The 22,478-nt window shown below is 53.0% G+C and carries 18 protein-coding genes; 5 read left to right on the top strand and 13 right to left on the bottom strand.

The window, feature by feature from the left end; all coding sequences use genetic code 11:
* Positions 1–3 precede the first annotated feature (3 nt).
* The 12 genes from Pelsub_RS11570 to Pelsub_RS11515 all read right to left on the bottom strand — a co-directional run bounded on the left by Pelsub_RS11570 (position 4) and on the right by Pelsub_RS11515 (position 12,337).
* Positions 4–876: an amidohydrolase family protein gene (locus Pelsub_RS11570; RefSeq protein WP_116223583.1), complete on the bottom strand. Its 873-nt coding sequence runs from the start codon at positions 874–876 to the stop codon at positions 4–6.
* A gap of 2 nt (positions 877–878) precedes the next feature.
* Positions 879–2,402, bottom strand: coding sequence for an FGGY-family carbohydrate kinase (locus Pelsub_RS11565; protein WP_116223584.1), 1,524 nt, complete (start codon positions 2,400–2,402; stop codon positions 879–881).
* A gap of 11 nt (positions 2,403–2,413) precedes the next feature.
* The gene (locus tag Pelsub_RS11560; RefSeq protein ID WP_116223585.1) at positions 2,414–3,406 is read right to left on the bottom strand and encodes an ABC transporter permease; all 993 of its coding nucleotides are present in this window, start codon (positions 3,404–3,406) and stop codon (positions 2,414–2,416) included.
* A 13-nt stretch (positions 3,407–3,419) separates the two neighbouring features.
* Positions 3,420–4,373 carry an ABC transporter permease gene (locus Pelsub_RS11555; protein ID WP_116223586.1) on the bottom strand — a complete coding sequence of 318 codons (954 nt, stop codon included), beginning with the start codon at positions 4,371–4,373 and terminating at the stop codon, positions 3,420–3,422.
* Positions 4,360–5,871, bottom strand: a complete 1,512-nt coding sequence (locus Pelsub_RS11550; RefSeq protein ID WP_126440520.1) for a sugar ABC transporter ATP-binding protein — start codon at positions 5,869–5,871, stop codon at positions 4,360–4,362. The genes Pelsub_RS11555 and Pelsub_RS11550 overlap by 14 nt, the downstream gene beginning before the upstream one ends.
* Before the next feature lie 39 nt (positions 5,872–5,910).
* A complete protein-coding gene (locus tag Pelsub_RS11545; RefSeq protein ID WP_116223588.1) occupies positions 5,911–6,999 on the bottom strand; it encodes a sugar ABC transporter substrate-binding protein in 1,089 nt (362 codons plus the stop codon).
* A gap of 605 nt (positions 7,000–7,604) precedes the next feature.
* Positions 7,605–8,015, bottom strand: a complete 411-nt coding sequence (locus tag Pelsub_RS11540) for an OsmC family protein (protein WP_116223589.1) — start codon at positions 8,013–8,015, stop codon at positions 7,605–7,607.
* Between the two features lie 45 nt (positions 8,016–8,060).
* The gene (locus Pelsub_RS11535) at positions 8,061–8,249 is read right to left on the bottom strand and encodes a hypothetical protein (protein ID WP_126440518.1); all 189 of its coding nucleotides are present in this window, start codon (positions 8,247–8,249) and stop codon (positions 8,061–8,063) included.
* Positions 8,250–8,267: 18 nt separating this feature from the next.
* On the bottom strand, positions 8,268–9,278 hold the full coding sequence (gene tsaD / locus Pelsub_RS11530) for a tRNA (adenosine(37)-N6)-threonylcarbamoyltransferase complex transferase subunit TsaD (protein ID WP_116224979.1): 1,011 nt from the start codon (positions 9,276–9,278) through the stop codon (positions 8,268–8,270).
* A gap of 31 nt (positions 9,279–9,309) precedes the next feature.
* A complete protein-coding gene (locus Pelsub_RS11525; protein WP_116223590.1) occupies positions 9,310–10,551 on the bottom strand; it encodes a M24 family metallopeptidase in 1,242 nt (413 codons plus the stop codon).
* Positions 10,552–10,575: 24 nt separating this feature from the next.
* Complete coding sequence (selA, locus tag Pelsub_RS11520; RefSeq protein ID WP_116223591.1) at positions 10,576–11,934, bottom strand: L-seryl-tRNA(Sec) selenium transferase; 1,359 nt, start codon at positions 11,932–11,934, stop codon at positions 10,576–10,578.
* Complete coding sequence (locus Pelsub_RS11515) at positions 11,927–12,337, bottom strand: hypothetical protein (RefSeq protein ID WP_116223592.1); 411 nt, start codon at positions 12,335–12,337, stop codon at positions 11,927–11,929. The genes selA and Pelsub_RS11515 overlap by 8 nt, the downstream gene beginning before the upstream one ends.
* Before the next feature lie 124 nt (positions 12,338–12,461).
* On the opposite strand from Pelsub_RS11515, the gene Pelsub_RS11510 reads away from it, so the two are divergent.
* The 5 genes from Pelsub_RS11510 to Pelsub_RS11490 all read left to right on the top strand — a co-directional run bounded on the left by Pelsub_RS11510 (position 12,462) and on the right by Pelsub_RS11490 (position 21,462).
* Positions 12,462–13,709, top strand: a complete 1,248-nt coding sequence (locus Pelsub_RS11510; RefSeq protein ID WP_116223593.1) for an MDR family MFS transporter — start codon at positions 12,462–12,464, stop codon at positions 13,707–13,709.
* An 8-nt stretch (positions 13,710–13,717) separates the two neighbouring features.
* A complete protein-coding gene (locus Pelsub_RS11505) occupies positions 13,718–14,974 on the top strand; it encodes an MDR family MFS transporter (RefSeq protein ID WP_116223594.1) in 1,257 nt (418 codons plus the stop codon).
* A 69-nt stretch (positions 14,975–15,043) separates the two neighbouring features.
* Entirely contained in the window at positions 15,044–16,963 is a 1,920-nt protein-coding gene (locus Pelsub_RS11500; protein WP_116223595.1) for a formate--tetrahydrofolate ligase, read from the top strand.
* A gap of 65 nt (positions 16,964–17,028) precedes the next feature.
* On the top strand, positions 17,029–19,107 hold the full coding sequence (locus tag Pelsub_RS11495; RefSeq protein ID WP_116223596.1) for a nucleoside-diphosphate sugar epimerase/dehydratase: 2,079 nt from the start codon (positions 17,029–17,031) through the stop codon (positions 19,105–19,107).
* An 18-nt stretch (positions 19,108–19,125) separates the two neighbouring features.
* Positions 19,126–21,462: a glycoside hydrolase family 36 protein gene (locus tag Pelsub_RS11490; RefSeq protein WP_116223597.1), complete on the top strand. Its 2,337-nt coding sequence runs from the start codon at positions 19,126–19,128 to the stop codon at positions 21,460–21,462.
* Positions 21,463–21,504: 42 nt separating this feature from the next.
* On the opposite strand, the gene Pelsub_RS11485 is transcribed toward Pelsub_RS11490, so the two are convergent.
* A complete protein-coding gene (locus Pelsub_RS11485) occupies positions 21,505–22,473 on the bottom strand; it encodes a DUF4349 domain-containing protein (RefSeq protein ID WP_116223598.1) in 969 nt (322 codons plus the stop codon).
* Positions 22,474–22,478 lie beyond the last annotated feature (5 nt).

Raw genomic sequence — 22,478 nt, 5'->3', positions numbered from 1 at the left:
CCTCTAAATGTCGAGCAGGATTTTGGTGCAGTTCTTTTCTGTGATCGCTAGATATTCCTCATCACTGATAATGGGGTCGTTTGAATTGGGCAGACAACGGTTCTTGCGGATGAAATCCAGGTCGTCCAGCCCGCGTTTGGGATCGAAAACCGGATAATCGCTGGCGAACAGCAAACGCTTGACGCCGTCCGCGTAGATCTTCAGCCAGGTCAGTGCCATTTCCAGCAGAGTGGTGCCGCCCACGCGGCCCTGATTGGCACAGACGTCCGCGTAGATGTTGACGTGTTTGCGCATTATCAGGGCGGCATCCTGATAATACGGCCTGCCCATGTGTGCAATGACCATCTTCAAGTCGGGGAATTTAGCCGCTACGTCGTCCAGCAGGATGGGATGGCTGAACTTGTCCGAATGGCTGGGCAGGCTGGCGCCGGTGTGGAATAGAATGGGCATATGATGGTCCTGGCAGTATTGATAGACCGGGAACATACTTTCGGAATTGCTGAAGAATTCCTGCATGCTGGGGTGCAGCTTGACACCTTTGAATCCCAATTGCGTGCGGCATCTTTCCAATTCCTTGACCGATTCCGCCACCTGTTTGGGGTTGACGATGGCAAACCCGATGAACCGCTGCGGGTAAAGCGCCACGTAATCGGCTGTCATGTCGTTCATGGCCTGCCAGTTGCCGTTGGTCGGCATAAAAGTCAGTGGGAAGATAACACCCTTGTCGACGCCGCTGCGGTCCAGGGCGCTGATGACACCTTCCGGCGAGATCTTTTCACGAATATCTTCCCAGGCGTTTTTCTGCTTGAAAAACGCCACAATATCCGGCGAGAGCAATTCTTCTTTTCCTATATGAATGTGTGAGTCGATGATCATCTTTACTCCGTTAGTGTGTTTTCGCCGTACATTTCCACGTAATGCTCCATCCAGCTCTCAAATAACGATTGGTATTGGGCGGATTTGACCGCGTCCGGCTGGATTACCTTTTCAGTTTGCACCAGAGCTTGCACGCCTGCCTGCATATCCGCGAAAATGCCCGCACCGACACCGGCGCAGATGGCCGCGCCGACCGCGCTGCCTTCCTTTTGCTTGGGCACGTTGACGGTCACCTGCAGTAGATTGGCGAGCGATTCAAGCAGGACCTCGCTCTTGGATAATCCGCCGCTGGCGTTCAGGCTGGTCATACGGCGCTGGGCGGCTCTTTGCAGGCGGTCGGCATTGAGCTTGACCCCAAAGCTGACCGCTTCCAGGGCTGCCCGGCTGAAATTGGCGCGCGTGTTGCGGCCGGGGGTGGTAGGCAGGCGCAGCGAGAACCCGCCGGGGCAGACGAATTCCAGGTTGCGGTAATTGGGCAGGCGCGGGCCCAGGTAAGCCAATACCTGGTTGGCGCCGATGGGCGACTGGGCGGCTTCCTGCGACATGCGTACGTAAACGTCGCCCTGTTCGCCGGAATAGAAGACGTCCCGCACCCAGCGGAAGGTCTGCCCGGCTTCCATGCTGGTAGATTCGATCACCCATTTGCCGGGCACGATGTGGCAGCCGCTCCACAACAGTTCCGGTTCGGCCAGGACGGGATTTGGCACGATCATCTGTAATGGGCCGTAAGTGCCCAAAACGACGCCGATGCCGCCGTCCTCGATCAAGCCGGAGCCGGTCAGACCGCACTGACTGTCGCTGCCGCCCAGCACGACCGGCGTACCGGCGGCCAGGCCGGTTTCAGCGGCTGCCTGCGGGGTGACCACGCCGATCTGCGTCCCGGATTCATACACAGGTGGGAAGATGTCCAAATTGAAACCCATGTCCGCGATCAACTGGCGGTTCCACTGGCGGCTTTCAAAATTGACCAACAAGGTCTCAACACCGTTGGAGGGCTCGGTAGCGGCCACGCCGCACAGACGGTAGAGCATCCAGTTGTTCAATAGAACGACCGAATGGATCTTTTCGTAAATCTCCGGTTTGTGTTGTTGGAACCACAACAGGCGGTAAGGCAGGAACATGGGGAAGGGCCAATGGCCGCTGCTGGCGTGGATCTTTTTCGCGAAATTGGCCTGGAAAGCGCTGATGTCGTCAGGCGCGCGCATATCCAGGTTGGGCCCGGCATATAATTCACGCCCGTCCTTATCCAGAAAGACTACCCCTTCACGCTGGCTGGTGGAGCTGATGCCCAGCACGTCCGTACCGCTGATGCCGGCTTTGTGGAGCGCTTTGCGGATCAGACCGGCCAGGATTTTCCAAAAGGCCGGCGCGTCAAATTCGGAGCCGCCCGGTTGCGCTTCGGCGGGATATTCGTAGGTCCATTCCTGATACTCCTCGAAATGGGTCTGGCCATCGGTGGAGATGAGATAACAACGCCCGGCGCCGGTGCCAAAATCGAGTGAAAGGAGATATTTTTTATCAGCCATCGAAGCTCCTTTTAGTTCTCCCTGCGGGCGACTTTCTGGATTCCGCTGACCAGGATGATGCCCAGCAGCAGACCGCCTTTGATGATCTTTACTTTTTCAGGCGAGACGCCCATGATGAACATACCATTGATGACCATGTAGATGAACAGCGCGCTGAACAGCGTACCCTGCACGGAGAAGCGCCCGAAGATGGTGTTGCCCAGAATCGGCAGCAGGAAAGCGTCGATCTGATAGCTTTCTCCGCTACCGACCCGCGCCAAACCTTCATTGGCGGTCAGCATAATGCCCATGATGGCGCAGCACACGCCGCAAATAACATAGGTCAGCCAGGTATAGAAGCGAGTCGGGATGCCGGAGAAGTTGGCCGCGTTGATGTTCATGCCGACAGCTTTGATGTAACGGCCGAAGATCGAGCGGTCCAGGTAAATAAAAAGGAGGATGAATGTAAAAGTACAGAATCCGATCTGGAAGAACGCGTTGGTGCCCAGCTTGGTGACCACGCGCGGCAGCATCAGGTAGGTGCCCGAGACGGCCATGAGCGAGATCAGGTACTGTAGACCGTGGGCCAGATACACCACGGATAGGGTCACCACGAAGGGACTGATGCCCGCGTAAGCGACCAGGACGCCGTTGATGGCGCCGATCAGGCCGCCCACGATCAGGGCGGTCAGGAACATGAGCGGCACGGGCAGGTCGAATTGGGCGGAAACAGCTGCGGAAGCCAGCCCGGCCAGGCCGGCGATGTTAGCGACGGACAGGTCAATGCCGCCGCCGGCCATCACTACGGTCATGCCCATGGCGATGACGGCTGAGATCGCGGCCGGCATGACCAGGTTATGCACAAGGTTGATTTTTGAGAGGAATCCAGTTGCCTTGATGCTGAAGAATATAAAAACCAGGGCAAATACGGCAATTCCGGCTATCAATCCATAATTCGTGCTCGATTTTCCGATTTTCGTTTCACCGGTTTTTGATCGACTTAGAAATGAGATATAGTTTTTCATTGTTTCGCTCACGCTAGAATTTGATCTGGATAATTTCGTTTTTGCCAATATTCGCCAGGAAAATCGCCGAGATCAGAATGACGCCATTGGCCATGGGTACCGACCAGATGGGCAGCTGCATCAGGACAAAGGCGTTATCGATCATCGCCAACAGCAGGGAGGCCAGGAAAACACCAGGGATATTGGGACGTCCCATCCCCAGGAAGGTCTGGCCGACGAAAGCCACTGTCATGACCGGCATCAGCAGGCTGGAACCGGAAGTTGCCAGTGCGCCGGACATGCGCGCGGTGGTCAGGATGGCGCCGATGGTGAAGATCACGCCGCCAAACAGAAAGGCCAGTGTCTTATAGAGAATCGGGTTCAAACCGGCCGCTCGCGTGGATTCTGGGTCGGACCCGACCGCCCGCAGCCGCAGCCCAAAGGGCGTGTGTTCGCTGAGGAGGTAGAGCAGCACGAACAGCAGCACGTAAAGGAGTACGATGCGCGGGAAGGGGCCGATGTTGCCGAAGATGAATTCTCGGTTCAACATCTCTTCGCTGAGGAACACGTTCTTCCCGCCGGTCAATACGTACCAGATGCCCTGCAGCAGGAACATCATGGCAATGGTGGTGATATAGGAAACCAGTTTGAAGCGTGTGACTAGCTGGGAAACGATGAACGAGATCGTCAGCCCAATACCCACGGCTGCCAGCAGCGCCACAAAATAGGGCTTGCCGTTCGCCAGCAGTGAAGCAAAAACAGCGCCTTCAAGCGGGATCGAGCCGGCATAAGAGAGGTCGATCTCTCCCGCGATCATGATGAATACCAGGCCGAACCCGACAATTCCCAGGATGGTGGACTGCACCAGCAGGTTCATAAGGTTATCCAGCATCAGGAAAGATTTGGCGCAAATCGAAAAGATCACAAACAACAAGATCAGGATGGCAAAAACAGCATATTTTTGCAGCAGACCATTATTCTTTTTCATTCAGGTTCCCTCCCATGGCGAACAGTGAAGCTTCCTCTAAGGAGGAGCAGTGCGGGTCAAGTTCCTTGATAATCGAGCCCTTATACATGACCAGTAAACGGTCGCTGACTTGCAGCCCTTCTTCGATGTCGCTGGTAACGAAGAGCACACCGGCGCCGTTGTTGGCCAGCTCGTGCATCAGATCGTAGATCTCGGATTTGCCCTGAATATCCACGCCAACCGTTGGCTCATCAAAGATGAAAATGCAGCTGTCGGTGCACAGCCATTTGGCCAACACCACCTTCTGCTGGTTACCGCCGCTCAATTCGCGGGCTTTCTTATCGATGGATGGGGTGGCAATACGCAGACGGGAGACCATGGCGTTGACTGTTTCCTTTTCCGATTTCCGGTCCACCAGCCAAAACGAGGTCTTTACCTTGTTGAGGCTGGAGATGGTGATATTCTCGCGAATGGAGTTCTCCAACACCAGTCCCTGATACTTGCGGTCCTCCGGGCAGAGGGCCATGCCGTTCGCAATAGCTTTTTGCGGTTTATTGCGGGTGATCTTGTTCCCCTGGACAGAGATCATGCCGCTTTCGAATAAGTCGATGCCGAACAGCACGCGCACCATTTCAGTCTTGCCGGCGCCCACGGCGCCCACCAAACCGAGCACTTCGCCCGCGTGAAGATCGAAGTTGACATTCTGGAAGCCGTCTCCTACCAGGGATTCGGTTTTCAGCAGCACATCACCGCACTTATCCTTTTGTTTATATTTTTTGGTCAGAACATCCTCCCCTACCATGTATTGGACCAACTGGCGGGGTGTGATGGATTTTGCGTCGTCCGTTTTGATCAGACAGCCATCCCGAAGCACGGTGATGCGGTCGGAGATGCGGTAGATCTCGCCCAGGCGGTGTGAGACGTAGATGATGCTCAACCCCTGGTCGCGCATCTTGTTCAGGATGGCGAAAAGTTTTTCGGAATCTTCCAACCCCAGGCGGCTGGTCGGTTCGTCCAGCACGATCAGGGATGGGTTTTGGTCAAAGGCCTTTGCGATGGCCACAATTTGCTGCTTCGCGGCGGAAAGGTCTTTCACCAACGTGTCCACCGGAATGTCGGTGGCGTCCAAACGGGCCAGAGCTTTTTCAGCTCTGGCTCGCATTTCGTTACGATAGATTACCCCGGGAACACGGGTTGGTTCCCTACCGATAAAAAGATTCTGGGCAACGGACAGGTCCTGAAACAGGTTCAATTCCTGGTAGATGAAACTTACACCCATGCCCATGATCTGATGCGGCGTCCACCGATCGTAGTTATTTCCGTTGATGCTGATGGCGCCTTCGTCCGGATGATAGATTCCCGCGAGGATCTTCAGCAACGTGGATTTCCCGGCGCCATTTTGGCCGACCAGCGCGTGGATCTCACCTTTGCGGACATCAAAATGGACGTTCTTCAACGCATGAACACCTGGAAATTGTTTATCAATATTGTGCATTTCTAAGACGACAGTATCAGCCACAAGATTTCTCCTGTATTCTCCGGGGTAATTTTGAATAAACTAGTTCACTTCGCCGAATTCAACGTCGGGATAGAGTATTGTCCAAGCCTCTTCGGGTGTCAGGGATTCAACACCTGGGGGCAGCAATTCGGGATTGTTGGTGACAAAGTAGAAGGGAGCGAAAGCCGTCTTGGGGATGTCGGTATCGCCGTTGAAAGCTTTCTGCAGATAGTCCACAGCCATGGTGCCCATATCGAAGGGGCGTTGGCCGATGACACCCTTGATAGGGGAGTCGGCTTCGGCCATCTCGGCCAGGACGATGCGGTCGGCATCGGTGCAGACCACGAAGACCTGGTCCTGCAACCCGGCTTCACGAATGGCCTTGGCAGCGCCCACAGCGGGCATACCCCAGGAAGAATAGACCAGGTTCAGATCGGGGTTGGCGAGCAGGGTGGAACGTACGGCAGTCATGGATTGATTGACGGCGTCAGCCAGACCGGAATCCAGAATACCTACGAAGTCCCAGCCTTCAATTTCGAATACGAGGTCAGCAACTTTGTCGCGAATATCGACGGTCTTCCAGCCGAAATCGGGGATGGTCAGGTGGGCATATTTACCGGCAACACCGTTCATTTTGTTGACAGAGAAGACACCCAGCAATTCGGTGGTCATGTAGTTGTCCGGGAAGATATCAGTCACGGAATTTTGGGTGGTGAGGTCAACCGTTACCACGGGGATTCCGGCGGCTTTCAGTTCCGCGATGACAGGTTCAAGTGTCGGGCCGGCTCCGCCGGGGACGACCACGCCGTCCACACCCTGGCTCAGGAAACCCTCAAGGGCGGTTAACTGTGCTTCGCTGTCTGTTTCAGCATTGGTTTGGATGACTTCCCAGCCCATCTCGGCTGCCTTGGCTTTCACGCCTTCGGCGACCTGGATGTTCCAGTCATTACCCAGTTGATAACTGGCCAGACCGATGACTTTAGCGCCCGAATCGTCCGCGGGAACAGCTTCTGCTTCAGCTGGTGCTGCGGCCTGGTCGGCTGCAGCTTCTTCGGCAGCAGGGGCTTCCGCTGCGGTGGATTGACAAGCGGTAAATACAACAGAAATCAACAGTGCCAATACCATTAATTTTGAAAATTTTCTTACCATTATGTTTTCTCCTCTAAAAATTTTGATCAAATGGGATAGATGGGAATCTTCGCTATCTTGTTAGGACACCTCCTTGGTAATTGAATAGGATATTAATAATTGCAGTCGTATAGACGTCTATATGATATATACTACAAAAAATTCGAGAGTTTGTCAATAAGGATTTATAAATCGTAATGATAATTACGAAATTATTGGACAAAAATAATATTTACTTGGGTGATGGGTTTAATAAAACAGAATGAAAATAGAATCTTGGGATTACGTGGGTATATTGTTTACGAAATGTCTGATTGTTTATGGGTTAAGATTCGGTTGTTCATGAGTCCAACTTTTGATATTTGCATAGAAGCCACTAGACGGTTTTATATTCCAAGATAACCTTTGTAAAGGATAATAATATTCGTTAAGAAGCGCGTAGGCCAAAAAAAATAACAGCTCCCTTGAATTAATAAATAAATTTATTGATCCTTTGTGATACAGTTCATCTGACATTTTAGGGGACGCAATTATTGGAGATCTGCATCGCCTTTTGATTAAAAAAGAAGAGCGCTCCCTGAACTGATTAAAGGGAGCGCCCTATTTTTTTGGGGGACTAATTCGATTTATTGAATGGTAATCTTCAGGTCGATGGGTACGATCTTGGCGAACATGGCTTGCGCCGGGCAGTATTTCTCCGCGGAGAGCTGCACTGCACGCTCTACCGCTTCATGCGAGAGGTCGTTGCCACTTAACACGTATTCGATGGTGAGATGGGTGAAGACCTTGGGATGTTCATCCTGCCGGTCGGCATGCACGCGCACCTCGAAGCTGGTGAGTTCCTGGCGCTTCTTGGTCAGAATGGAAACCACGTCCATGGCAGTGCAGCCGGCCAGACCGACTGCCAATAATTCCAGGGGGCGAAAACCATCATCATCACCTCCGACTTCAGGCGTGGTCCCCAGAGGAACCGTGAAACCGGAATCGGAGGTTCCGTCAAAGCTCATGCGATTCTTCCAAATTACTTTTGCGTCCATCTTGCTCCTTGTCTAACCTCTCCGAGGTTATGGGTTATTTGATTATCAAGTGAAACTGGCGTTGACCTCATACCCGCAGTGCGGGCAGTTCAGGTTGAGCAGGCTGTTGTAGTCCAGTTTCGCTTGTCCGCAGCGCGGGCATGGCTGCCCGACACCTACACGACAGGGTTTTTCAGCCCGGTTCCCTTCCTTATATGAATCCTTCCGTTGCTCCTGATCGAGAAAATTCCACATGCTAACGGCGTGAAATCCCTATGAAAGCGCCCAACTGGGCAGCACATCCATATCGAGCTTATCGCTGAATCCATGCGCATATCGCTGGTAGCCGGCCGCAGCGATCATGGCGGCGTTATCCGTACAGAACTTCAAGGGTGGGATGTGCACTTCAAAACGGTTTTGTTCCGTGAGAGCCTTGCGCAGCCCGCTATTGGCGGAAACACCGCCGGCCACAACAATATGGTGCGCGCCATACTGTTCGGCGGCCATGAAGGCTTTTTCAACCAATACATCCACAACCGCAGCCTGGAAGCTGGCGGCCATGTCCTCCACTGGAACGGTTTTTCCCATCTCCTGGAAAGCGCGCACCTCGCGCAAAACGGCGGTTTTCAAGCCGCTGAATGAGAAATTCCAGGTGCCCTCCAAACGAGCGCGCGGGAAATTGAAAGCGGTGGGGTTGCCTTTTTCGGCTGCCTTTTGGATGGAAGGGCCGCCGGGGTAGGGCAGACTCAACAGCCGGGCAACTTTGTCAAAGGCTTCACCGGCCGCATCGTCCAGCGTGCTTCCCAACAGTTCGTATTGCAGATGGTCTTTCATCAACATCAGGTTGGAATGGCCGCCGGAGACGATCAGCGCGATCAGCGGAAAATCCGGGGGATTAGCAGGGGTATCTTTATCAACCTGAATCCAGGCTGAATAGAGGTGCCCTTCCAGGTGGTTGACGCCAATCAGGGGCAGGCCGCTGCCGAGTGCCAGGGCTTTTGCCATATTCATGCCCACGACCAGCGAACCGGCCAGGCCCGGGCCGCGCGTAACAGCCAGCGCATCCAACTCATCCAGGCTTAAATGCGCCTGGTTGAGGGCACTTTCCACTACCGGGTAAATTGTCAGGATATGTTGGCGGGAGGCCATTTCCGGGAAAACTCCGCCAAATTGGATATGCAGGTCAATCTGGGTGGCAACCACATTGGAAAGGATCTGGGTGCCGTCCACCAGAACGGCCGCGGCGGTCTCGTCGCAGGAGGTTTCAACCGCTAAGATGCGAATGTTTTGATTGGATGGTTTTTTCGAGTTCATATCATTTCTTAACCGGCAGAACTAAGTTGTAGGGATATTCTGCCAGGATTTCAAATTGTCCTTGTGGGTTTAAATATACCGTATCTTCGATGCGTACACCAACGTTTTTTGAGGGGTAATACAAGCCGGGTTCGATGCTGAAAACCGATCCGGGCGCCAGGATATCTCCTTCTGAAGCTGAATAGCCGCTGAAGGGATTTTCGTGAACATCCAAACCCAATCCATGCCCGATGCTGTGAACATACCCCTCAGATAATTGCGAGTTATGTTGGACAGTTTCATGGCCCATTTCTTCAAAAAGCTGGCAGGTACGCATTTGATAATGCTTGAAGGGCTTCAGCGGTTCCAGTTCGTCGATGATCCGGTGGTGCACCTGCAATACTTGATCGTAAAGCTGTTGTACATCATCTGGCGCGTAACCCAGGCACCAGGTACGGGTAAAGTCGTAGAAAAACCCGCCGCCTTTTTCACGCGGGAAAATGTCGAACACAATCGGCAGACCCAAGCGCAGTACATCCGCAGGGTTGCCGGTAGAGTGGGGCACCCCGCCATCGCGGCCGATAGAAAAGACAGTCTCTTCCGGATTTTCCGCGCCCAATTCGGCTAGCCACAAATTTACGAGCTGCTTGACCTGTCCGATAGTCAATGGATCCCCATCTTTATTCAGCAGAATTTCGCCGCTGACCGGACAGGAAGATAGAAAATCTGCGACCCTGCCGACCACAGTGGTGGTCAGTTTTCCCATGGCGCGGATGTGCTCCACTTCTTCAGAAGTCTTGGTTAAGCGGGCCATCTGAATGGGGCTGTCCTGCAGGAAACTGACCAACTCAAGTTCAGGAAGCAGTTCGCGCAATTGATTCAGCAGCGTCCAGGAGGACGCCAGGTTATCCCAACCGGAGATGGCCACGCGTCCCCGGGTCAGGCCAATATCGGTGAGGACGTCGCGCAAACGCAGCACGACCGCATCCAACAGGTTGTTGCCATTTTTCTTCAAATAATCCATGAGGGGATACTTCTCGTCATAAGCATGTGTTTCCAGGCCGGAGCGTTGGGCTTCTTCCCGTTCCATATCGACGAAATGAAAAACGATGGGTTCTTTTCCACGTATCTTGAATAGATCCACCTGGTTGGCATGGTGAATGCCGGTAAAGTAAACCATATCAGGATTGTTGTACATGGCGCCCATTACCCACAAGGCATCCACATTTTTTTCCTGCATATATCGATCCAGGTCTTTTTTCATATTTATTTCTCTTTTCAATAAAAATTACGGAAGCAGCTTCCGCAAACTTTGAATTACCAGCGGATCCTGTGCCGGGAAAACGGTACGCGGATCAAACACCACTTGCTCATCCTCGATTCTGGCGATGATGGGCTGCGGCAGGCTGCGCAATTTGCTGAGAAATTGGTTGGCCTTTTTGACCGGCAGGGCCAACAGCCAGGTGGGCAGGCTCTCCTCCGGCAGGCTGCCGCCGCCGACCATGGACTTTCCCGCAATGACCTCGCCGTAATTCAGGTTTTGCCGCCATGACTCGGCGCGCTGGCGAATTGCAGCGCTATCTATGGAAATCATCTTCCAGACAGGCACCTTTGCGGTCGCTTCTCCTTTTAAATAGTGAATCAATGTCGCCGATATCCCCGCGAGGCAGAGCTTATCCGCGCGCACAGCGCGCGCTAACGGATGGCGTTTGATTTTGTCCAGCAGGTCCGCGCGGCCGATAATGATGCCGGCTTGCGGGCCGCCCAGCAGTTTGTCGCCGGAAAAACAAATGACATCCGCACCGGCAGCCAGGGCTTCCTGTACGGTCGGTTCATGCTTCAGCCCAAATACGGCGGTGTCCAGCAAAGCGCCGGAACCCAAATCGTTCACCAACGGGAGCCCCGCCGAGTGTGTTACCGCGGCAATTTCGCTTAGCTCCGGTTCGGTGGTGAAACCGATGATCTTGAAGTTGGAATGGTGCGCGGTCAAAACCAGCGCAGCGGATTCTTCCTGCAAAGCGCGTTCGTAATCGGCAGTGTGCACACGGTTGGTGGTGCCGACGGCAACCAATTTTGCGCCGGATTGGCGCATCACATCCGGCACACGGAAACCGCCGCCAATCTCAACCAACTGTGAATGAGCAATGATCACACGCTTACCTCGTGCCAATGCACTCAGTACCAGCATGACCGCGGCAGCATTGTTATTGACCACCAGTGCGCTTTCTGCACCGGTTAGCCGCTGCAGCAGTTCTTCCGCGTGCACTGATCGTTTGCCCCGTTTTCCGGCAGCCAGGTCGAATTCCAGGTTGGAATAAGCTGCGGCTGCCGCTTGCATGGCTTGCAGCGTTTCGGCGCTGAGCGGCGCGCGGCCCAGGTTGGTGTGCAGAATAATACCGGTGGCATTGATGACCGGTTTCAGGGTGGGTTCCAGCCAGTGCTGAAGCGTCCTTTCCGTATCTGCGAGAATCTTCTCGGTATTGGGGATGGAGATGTCCTTGCCGGACTGGACTGCGGCTCGCAGGTTTTCCAAGGTTCCCCGCAGCGCCTGGAGCAGTAATTCGCGGCCGTAAAGCGCGCTGAGGTTTTGCGCAGTGCCGGTTTTAAGCAGGCTGTCTACTGCCGGGATATTTTGGAGATCATTCATTATCCTGACTCTCGGGTTGGAAAGTAGCTTTTTCCGCCATGCGCAGGAAGAATTCCAGTAGAAAAAAACCGCCTGCCAGGATTAATATCATGAGATTGGTCAGAATGCGGCCAAGCTGCAGCCAGGTGAGTAAATCAATGAAGATACTGAATAACAGCGCTTCGCGCAGCAGCACATTGACAGGAACGTATTGTCTGGCGACGCGCCTCTGAATCACATACGCAAAAGGCATGGCAATGCCTGTGGTGCAGATGGTCAGGAAGAAGAAAAACAGCCAGCGCGGGCCCAGAGTTGGTTCAGAGAAAAAAATAACAAAAACCAATCCAGCTGTACCGGATAAGACCAGTATCAGACTGGTCAGGAAAATTTTTCCAAAAGAGGGTACAAATGATCGATATTTCATTTTGAAATGATTATATCGCAAGCAGTCCGTTGGGGTGTGAAAAATGGATTACGGGGGTGGTAAAAAGATAGGATTACATCAGTACGCGATATAATATCTGGTCTGCCCTAAATTGGAGTATGCCATGCTAAAAAACATCAAACAGCAGTACGAAGCTTTCCCGGTAACATTCCGTGTTTTAATCGCCGGAACTTTTATAGACCGGGTTGGCGGGGCGCTTATTTTCCCATTCCTGTCGCTGTATGTTGCCCAGCGCTTCAACGTCGGTATGACCGAGGTGGGATTGTTGTTTGGCATCTGGTCCGTCAGCAGTCTGGTAGGCAGCATGGTTGGCGGGGCGCTGGCCGATAAATTCGGCCGAAAAGTGATCATGATCTGCGGCTTGATTTTCAGTGCCTGTTCGGCGCTGTTGATGGGTTTTGTAAACGATATCCATGCATTCTATCTGCTGGCTCTTTTTGCAGGTGTCTTTTCGGATATTGGCGGTCCCGCCCAACAGGCCATGGTTGCTGATTTATTGGAAGGCGACCAACGCGCTGAGGGTTTTGGTTTGGTGCGCGTAGTGGGAAATCTGGCGATGACCATCGGCCCGGCAATTGGTGGTTTGCTTGCAGGTATTTCATATCTCCTGCTGTTCATTATCGATGCCTGCGCAAGTACCATCACGGCTTTTATCGTTTATAAAACAATCCCGGAAACTAAACCGGAGAGAAGCGATGATCAACCAGCCGAGAGTGTGCTGCAGACTCTAAAGGGCTATGGGACGGTGGCTAAAGATGGAAAGTTCATGGCCTATATTGGGGCTACGGTCATCATGGTTTTGGTTTATACCCAAATGTACAGCACCCTGCCTGTTTTCCTCAATCGCATGCATGGCGTTTCCACCCAGGGATTCGGCTACCTGATGAGTATGAACGCGGCTATGGTCGTTGTCATGCAGTTTGGCATTACCCGCCGCATTCGGAATTTTCAGCCAATGGTGATGATGATGGCAGCCAGTCTTCTGTATGGCATTGGCTATACCATGTTTGGCTTTGTTGACCAATATATCTTCTTCATGGCGGCGATGGCGATTATCACATTGGGCGAAATGATCCACATTCCGGTGGCGCAGGCTCTGGTGGCAAACTTTGCCCCGGAAGAAATGCGCGGGCGCTATATGGCTACGTACGGCTTGGGGTGGGCTATCCCCAACAGCGTGGCAGCGCTGCTGGCCGGCTTGGTGATGGATAATTATGATCCGAACCTGCTTTGGTATATTGCGGGAGCGCTTTCACTGGTAGCGATTGCTTCTTTCTGGTTGCTTTACATGCGCACGCGTGACCGTTTTGAATCAGTCCCAATAAGCGAGACAGCTATCAAACCTGAATAATAAAAACCATGTTGTCATCAATACAGAGCATTTATAAGGACTATCCGCCCAAGTTTTGGGTGTTAATCAGCGTTTATTTTATCGACCGTGTTGGCGGCGCGCTGATCTATCCCTTCCTGTCCCTTTACATCACCGGAAAATTCGGGGTGGGCATGACGGAAGTAGGCGTGATGCTGGCCATTCACTCTGTTTTCGCTTTCATCGGTAATCTGCTGGGTGGGGCATTGGCCGACAGGTTTGGGCGAAAATCCATACTAATCCTGGGTTTGATCAGCAGCGCAGGTGTCTCTCTTTTAATGGGTGTAGTACAGGATTGGACGGTTTTTTATTTTTTGGTATCTTTAACCGGATTTATGTCCCATATCGGCGATCCGGCTGCTTCCGCCATGATGGCGGATATTCTTCCGATAGAAAAACGGACAGACGGCTATGGGATTTTGCGCGTAGCCGTCAATCTGGCCGTGACCATCGGACCGGCGATTGGTGGATTGATGGCCGGCGTATCCTACCTGTTGCTTTTCATACTGGATTGTGTGATCAGCTCTATTGCAGCCATTGTTGTGCTCATTTACTTGCCGGAAACCAAACCGGAAATCTCCGCAGGGGAAACCGAGCTCAATACTTTGCAAACACTCAAAGGGTACGGTATTGTTTTTAAAGACCAATTATTGATGGGCATTATTACTCTGACGATGTTCACCGCAATTGTTTATTTGCAAATCAATTCCTCGCTGTCGGTTTATCTGAGGGATTTGCATGGCATCACACCAAAGCAATTTGGTTATATTTTCAGTACCAATGCGCTCATTGTAGTTGTGATGCAATTTTCAATCACAAAACAAGTCAAGAAATTCCAACCGTTATGGATGATGGCGCTGGGAAACGTATTGTATGCAGGCGGTTTTGCCATGTATGGTTTCGTGTCTGGTTATCCGCTCTTCCTGCTGGCTATGGTCATTGTTACCCTGGGCGAAATGGTCATTGCGCCGGTCATCCAGACCGTGATTGCTTTCATCGCGCCTCACGATATGCGCGGGCGTTACATGGCTGCTTTTCAGATCGGACGGCAATCCGCCGCGGCCATCGGCCCGCTAATCGCCGGCTTTATCCTGGATAACTGCAATCCGCGCTGGCTGTGGTACGGGGGCGGTATTATCTGCGTTATGGTTGCAGCAGGTTACCTGGTTCTATGGAAGCGGGCAGGGGAACAATTTAATGCCATTACCAACCGCGATCGCAAAATCTCTGAGCAAGTTGCCGGTTAATCTCGCGGATTTTAGAAATAGCTTATGGCATAATTACTTCTAAGGGTTTATGAAAGGATTGATATACCTATGAGCAATAATCCGGAAAAAAAAGAATTTACTCCAATTCCATTAGATCTTAAAAAACCGGTGCCGTCCGATATCGATATCGCCCAAGCATCCCGCTTAAAACCAATCACCCAGATCACAGAGGAATTGGGGCTTTTACCTGAGGAAGTGGAATTATATGGCCCGTATAAGGCCAAAATTAAGTTGGAAGTGCTGGAGCGTTTGAAGAACCGCCCCAATGGAAAGTATGTCGATGTAACCGCCATTACGCCCACGCCGTTGGGTGAGGGCAAGACCACCACTACGGTGGGACTGAGCCAGGCGTTGGGTGCTCATCTGGGAAAGAGCGTGATGACCTGCATCCGCCAGCCCAGCCAGGGGCCGACCTTTGGCATCAAAGGCGGCGCGGCAGGCGGCGGGTATTCACAAGTCATCCCGATGGAAGACCTCAATTTGCACCTGACCGGCGACATTCATGCCATTACGGCGGCCAATAACCTGATGGCAGCCGCTATCGATATTCGCATGTTCCATGAAGCCTCGCAGTCCGATGAGGCTTTGTTCAAGCGCCTCTTTCCGGAAGACAAGCACGGCAAACGCTCCTTCGGGCGCGCCATGCTCAACCGGCTGATGAAGCTGGGTATTGACAAGACCGACCCCGACGAACTTACAGAAGAAGAACGCAGCCGTTTTGTGCGCCTGGATATCGACCCGGATACCATCACATGGATGCGCGGGCTGGACACCAACGACCGCTATCTGCGTGAGATCACGGTTGGGGAAAGCCCCTCAGAGAAGGGCATGTCGCGCAAGACCGGTTTTTACATCACCGTTGCCAGCGAGATCATGGCTGTGCTGGCACTGACCACCGACTTGCAGGACATGCGCCGGCGGCTGGGCAATATGGTCGTCGCGCTGGATAAAAAGGGCGACGCGGTCACGGCCGATGACCTGGGCGTGGCGGGCGCGTTGACGGTGCTGATGAAGGACGCTATCAAACCGACCCTGATGCAAACGTTGGAAGGCACGCCGGTGTTTGTGCATGCCGGCCCGTTCGCAAATATTGCGCACGGCAATAGCTCCATCCTGGCAGACAAGATCGGCTTGAAACTGGCCGATTACGTGGTGACCGAGTCCGGTTTCGGCGCGGATATGGGTATGGAAAAATTCTTCGACATCAAGTGCCGCTATTCCGACCTGGTTCCCTCCGTAGTCGTACTGGTTGCGACTGTACGCGCACTCAAGATGCACGGCGGCGGCCCCACAGTAACCGCGGGTACGCCGTTGGATCCGGTGTACAGTGAAGAGAATCTGGAACTGCTGCGCGAGGGTACCAAGAATATGCTGCACCACATCGCCATCGCGAAAAAGTACGGTGTTCCAGTGGTCGTGGCGGTCAACCGCTTCTTCACCGACACGGACGCCGAATTGGAACTGGTGCGTAAAATAGCAATCGAAGAGGGCGGGGCATACGACGCGGTCGTCAGCAACCATTGGGAAGAGGGCGGCGCGGGCGCTTTAGACCTGGCCAAGGCTGTGGTCAAAGCAGCCGAACAACCCGCAAAATTTGATTTCCTCTATCCGCTGGATTGGAGCATCAAGAAAAAGATCGAGACCATCGCAGTGGAAATTTACGGCGCGGATGGGGTGGATTACAGCCCCGATGCGGAAAAAAATATCGAAAAATATACCCGCCTGGGATTGGATAACCTGCCGATTTGCATGGCCAAGACGCACTTGAGTCTGAGCCACGACCCCAACCTGAAGGGTGTGCCCAAGGGATTCCGCATTCCGATTCGAGACGTGCGCGCTTCAGCCGGAGCAGGCTTCCTTTATCCGTTATTGGGAACCATCAGCACCATGCCGGGGCTGCCGACCCGTCCGGCTTTTATGGATATCGACATCGATCCGGTTACGGGTCAGATTTTAGGGTTATCGTAAAATTAGGTCCGCAGGCTTTGGTCTGCGGATTTACTTATCTTTAAAAGGAACAGGTCATTGCGTTCATGAAAAAGAAACATTTGCTTATCTTTTTACTTTTTCTGGTATTAAATATTATTCCGCATCTGTACGTGGCACTCAACCCGCCGCAGAGTTTGCTGAACTGGTATTTAACCGATGACGCTTTTTACTATTTCAAGGTAGCCCAAAATATCACCGAAGGATACGGAATCACTTTCGATACATTGGCACCCACCAATGGTTTTCACCCATTATGGATGTTGGTTTGCATTCCAGTCTTTGCGCTGGCGCGCTTTGACCTCTACCTGCCGCTGCGAGTGCTGATCATCGTTTTAGCTGTACTCAACGCGGGCAGCGGTTATTTCCTGTATCGTTTGTTCGCCGACCAGTCGGCAAAATGGGCCGGTTGGATTGCCGCGATTTTCTGGATGTTCCTGCCTTCTATCCACAGCATTACTACCAAACTGGGCGTGGAATCAGGTTTGAACGCGTTCGTGCTGATATTTTTTATTTACCGAATTTCACTTCTGGTCAGCAAAAATCAGACAGAAAAAACCCGCCCAAAAGACCTGCTGGGGATCAGCCTGGCGGCTATGTTGGTTTTATTCACCCGCCTCGACAATATCTTCGTTATTATCATGGTTGGATTATGGCTGGTGTTCGGCAAGAACAGCATTCGCTGGATTTCGCAGTGGGATTTTGCCCTAATCCTTTTCTCCGTCGTGGGCAGCTACTACGCGCGTATCCAGGGCACGGATAATATTTTCAACTTCCTGCCATTTTTCTACATGCTGATGGCTTTCTCATTGGTGCTCAAACCGTTGAGCCTGTATTTCTTTGGGATGTACGAATTGCACGGGAAAATTTCCCTGAAACGTTATATTCTAAAAACCATCGCCGCGCTGACACTCGCCAGCCTCCTGATGGGCGCAATTTTCTTTATGTTATACGACGTGTTGAAGCTATTCCGGGGTTTTTCACGGGCAGTGATCATCATGGATTGGGCTATCAGCGTGGTATTGATCGGTATTTACCGCGTGTGGCTCTACCGCAATAAGCACGAGGAATATGGGGCGGCGGAAAACAATTTTAAAGACAATTGGAGGAAATGGCTGGAAAACGCAGCCGCATATTTCCTGCCGCTGTTGATCACCCTGGCAGGCTACATGCTGGCGAATTTATCATATGCAGGTAGTGCCATGCCGGTCAGCGGACAAATAAAACGTTGGTGGGGTCAGCTGCCTAACACGGTTTACGGCCGCCCAATCAAAACCCTTTCCGCCATGATCCCCAGTATTTTCAGTCCCAGCACAGACAGCGGTCCTTTTTGGATGCTTATCCGGCCGATGAACGAATTAGCCAGATGGCTGAAGAAGATTATGGGAGTTTCTTCCAATTCCACTGGCAGTACATTTCTGGTGGTAATGGTCTGGTTGATTCTGTTGGGAGTTGTGCTGGCAGTCTTTTCCCGGCGCAAACGCGTATTTCGCCGATTAACAGAAAGGTATGCTTTACTGCCTTTACTGGTCGGCTGCCTTTTCCATGTGATTACTTATAAAGCCACGGGCTATATGCATGCCAAATACTGGTATTGGCTGGATGAGATGCTCCTGATCGTGTTATTTATGGCTATAGTGGTGGAATTTTTCCTGGATGAATTGGTGGAACAAAGGAAGTTACACTGGATCCCAACCGCTTTGGCAGTTGTACCGATCTGTGCCTTGTTGATCAACTTCGGCAGCGTTATCCTGCGCGAATTCCCTTTGGGAAGAGAGGCACCGGTGTTGTATGACTACGAAGCTGATTTTAGTTTCCTTGAACAGAACACCCAACCCGGAGACGTGATTGGCATGACGGGTGGGGGCGCTACAGCTTACTTTATGACCGACCGGATTTTTGTTAACCTGGACGGATTGATCAACAGTCCGGCATATTTTGAAAGCATAAAGAACGACAAAGCCAACGATTATCTGAACAGCATCGGGATGAAATACATATATGGTGAAAAGCAGGTACTGCTGGACAGCGATCCTTACCGATGGTTTTTCACCGATCACCTTCAATATATAGGCAGCAGTTCCATGTTTAACCTTTACCGGTATTGCAGTGAGGTATGTCCATAGTTACCTGAAAGGGGAGCCATGCGTATATTTGAATACCCATCTGTGCAAATACTCGTCGAGGAAGGACGGGGCAGTTTTTCCATTGTCCCGTCACAGGCCGGAGGCACGCAGCTGCGCGATTGCGCAGTGCGCATTCTGGGCCGGCTGGTGGACGGAAAGCCGTTCACGCTGCAACCTCGCCTTACTGCCGATGATTTTCTGGATTTGCCGGGCGAAAACGCGTTCAGCTACAGCGGTACGGATGAAAGCTGTGGGATTGGCTGGCGATTGTCATTTCAAATTGGATCCGATCGCCGCATTCTGATGTGGCGCTGTGAAATTACCAACCACTCCAACCGGCCCGTGACGATTGACAGGATCATCTTGCTGGAACCCGCCAGGGCTGGGCAGGACAATGTCGATTTGGACGCTGTTTCAGGCAAAGACCTCTCGTTTTTTTCCAACGGCTGGCAATCATGGTCGAGCAGCGGGGCTTACGCGGCTAACAGCCGGATGCGCCAGTCGCGGCTGGGTATTTTGCAGGAGCCGATGGTGCTCAACCCGGGTACACCGCGCTTTCATACCAGGGGTAAATTCGCAAGCGATTTCTTCGGCGTGCTGGCGAATCGAAAGACACGCAGCGGGCTGCTGCTGGGCTTTCTATCTCAACGCGAGCAGTTCGGTACCTTGACGGCTGACCTGCGCGGGGGCGCACAATTGTGCTTGTGGGCGGACGGGGACAACGTTTACCTGGACGCGGGAGCTCAAATCGTAACCGATTGGGCGGTTCTCGTCCCTATCGATGTGGATGCGGAACAACCACTGGAACCTTACCTGGAAGCGGTTGCCAGAGAGCATGGATTGGGCGAATTCCCGCCCGCGCCGGCCGGCTGGTGTTCGTGGTACTACTATTATGAAGCTATCTCCGAAAAGGTTATTCGGGATAACTTTACGCAAATTCGCGCAAAAAAAGATGCACTGCCGCTCAACCTGGTGCAGATCGATGATGGATTTGAAGCTCAGGTAGGGGATTGGCTGGAGTTCAACAACCGCTTTCCAAATGGCGTGAGCGGAATTTCCGAAGAGATTAGCGCAGCCGGGTTCACACCCGGCCTGTGGTTGGCTCCTTTCATCGTGCATCCCAATTCACGTCTGGCATACGAACATCCGGATTGGCTGCTGCGCAAGAGCGGAGGTAAACTGGCGCGCCCCGGGTTCGTGTGGAATTCATTAGGCGCGGCACTGGATTTGACTGTGCCAGAGGCAATGGAATATACCTGTAGAGTAGTGGATGAGGTTGTGCATGATTGGGGCTTCCCCTATCTGAAGCTGGATTTCCTGTACGCGGCCGCCCTGCGGGGAGTTTATCACGACCGTACGCGCACTCGCGCGCAGGTGCTGCGCGGCGGGATGGAAGCGCTGCGCCGCACGGTTGGCGAGGAAACCGTGTTGTTGGGCTGCGGCGCGCCGTTGGGATCCATGCTGGGGTTGGTGCAGGCCATGCGCATTGGCGCGGACGTGAGCGGTTATTGGAAGCCAACCTATTTCGGCATCAGTTTGCCGATCCGGAATGAACCGCACATGCCTTCGGCGCGCAATTCCATTCAAAACATCCTTACACGCGCGGCACTGAATCGGCGCTGGTGGGTGAATGACCCGGACTGCCTGCTGGTACGGCCGGATTCTCACCTCAGCCTGGAAGAGGTGCAGGCGCTGGCAACTGCCATCGGCATGACAGGCGGTTCGGTGCTGCTCTCGGACGACATGGCTGAATTGCCGCCGGAACGCATGGAGCTTGCAGCCGCGTTACTGCCGCCCATCCAACTGCCGGTGCAGGTTTTGGATTGGATGGACGCGGAGACGCCCAACAAACTGCGTCTGAATTTGCAGGGCGCGGCCGGTGAATGGTTTGTGCTGGCAGCTTTCAACTGGGAAGATAAAGCCAGGCTTGTTACTCTGGAAGCGCGCGATTTCCGCCTGGCGGAAGAAACGTATTGGGTGCGCTCGTTTTGGGATAATACGGTGCGGCGGGTGGAGGCAGGCTCGCCTCTGTTCAGCGGGACACTGCCCGCGCATGCCCCGTTGCTGCTGGCGCTGCGGCCCTGCCAAACCGGCCAGGCGCAGTACCTGGGCAGCTCGCTGCATATCTCACAGGGATTGGAAGTCAATCAGTGGTCTGCAGAAGATGGGAAGCTGGTTTGCAAGATAAAAGCAAACCGCCGCGTTCAGGGAGCGCTGTTGGATTTAGCCTTGCCCGGGCGGCCTCAAAAAGCGGAATTCAATGATACAGCGTTGAATTGGGTATGTTTGCCCGGTGCGGTTTATCGCTTCAGGGTGAATATCGACCAAACAGCAGAGATCACCATTCAATATTAAAGAGAAAGCCCCGCCATTTGGCGGGGCTTTTTATGCATTTGGTTACTTGGCTTTCTTCGTAGAATCCGCTTCTTTTTCAGCTTTTTCACCCGCGTTATGTTTGCGTTTGCGCGCGGCTTTCACGATGAAATAAATCGGCAATCCAATCACCGCGGCCAGCGGCAGGACGAAGATGGCCAGCCAAATCACGAGGTTTACCAGTGCCTGGCCGCCTTCCACCAGAGCCTGCAGCGCTTTCTGCGCTTCCAACCCCGGCTGCCATCCGGCAATGGTGATGGGTTCCAGGGCTTCTTTAGCCTGAATGTATACGCTAATTGCAGAGAGGCTGGCGGATTCGCGATAGTACTTTATCTGCCCCTGCAGCACTTCGATTTCCTCACGGATGCTGGTCAGCTCACGGAAGATATTGATCACATCTTCGGTGGTATCGGCGTTTTCCATGATATCCAGCAATTGGGTTTCGGCGGCCTGCAGGTTGCGCAAGCGCGATTCCAGATCGGTTACTTCGCTGGTCACATCCTGGCCGGACACACTCTCGTTGAGGATATCCAATTCCTGATCCTCTACCAAAGCTTTGATGCGAGTCAGGGCTTCATCCAACTTTTCGGCCGGAACGCGCACGGTGATTGAGGCATTGGGGACTTCCAACCCGCTGCGGGTGGTGGTCTTGTAAGTGTTGGAGCTGACCATGAAGCCGCCCATTTCCTCAGCCATTTGGCTGATAGTATCCATGGAGGCGACAGGATCTTCGACAACAATGGAAAGATCGGCGTTTTTAATAACAATTCGTTCAACTGCGTCCATACCGCCGCCGGAGGTTGTGTAGGCATCGCTGCCAGCCTCATCGGCAAATGCCTTGGCGGCTTCCTCGCGGGGTGCTTCGGCAGCTGCCATAGGCATAGCCTCCATTATGGCGCTATCCGAATCGGAGGATTGGTTACGGGCCATCGCACAGGAAGCTAACAGCAAAGTCATGGCCAGCAGGATCATCCAGATTTTATTCTTTTTCATGTTCT

The organism is Pelolinea submarina, assembly GCF_003966975.1.
GTDB classification, from domain to species: Bacteria; Chloroflexota; Anaerolineae; order Anaerolineales; family Anaerolineaceae; genus Pelolinea; species Pelolinea submarina.
This window is presented reverse-complemented; position numbering and strand designations above follow the sequence as displayed.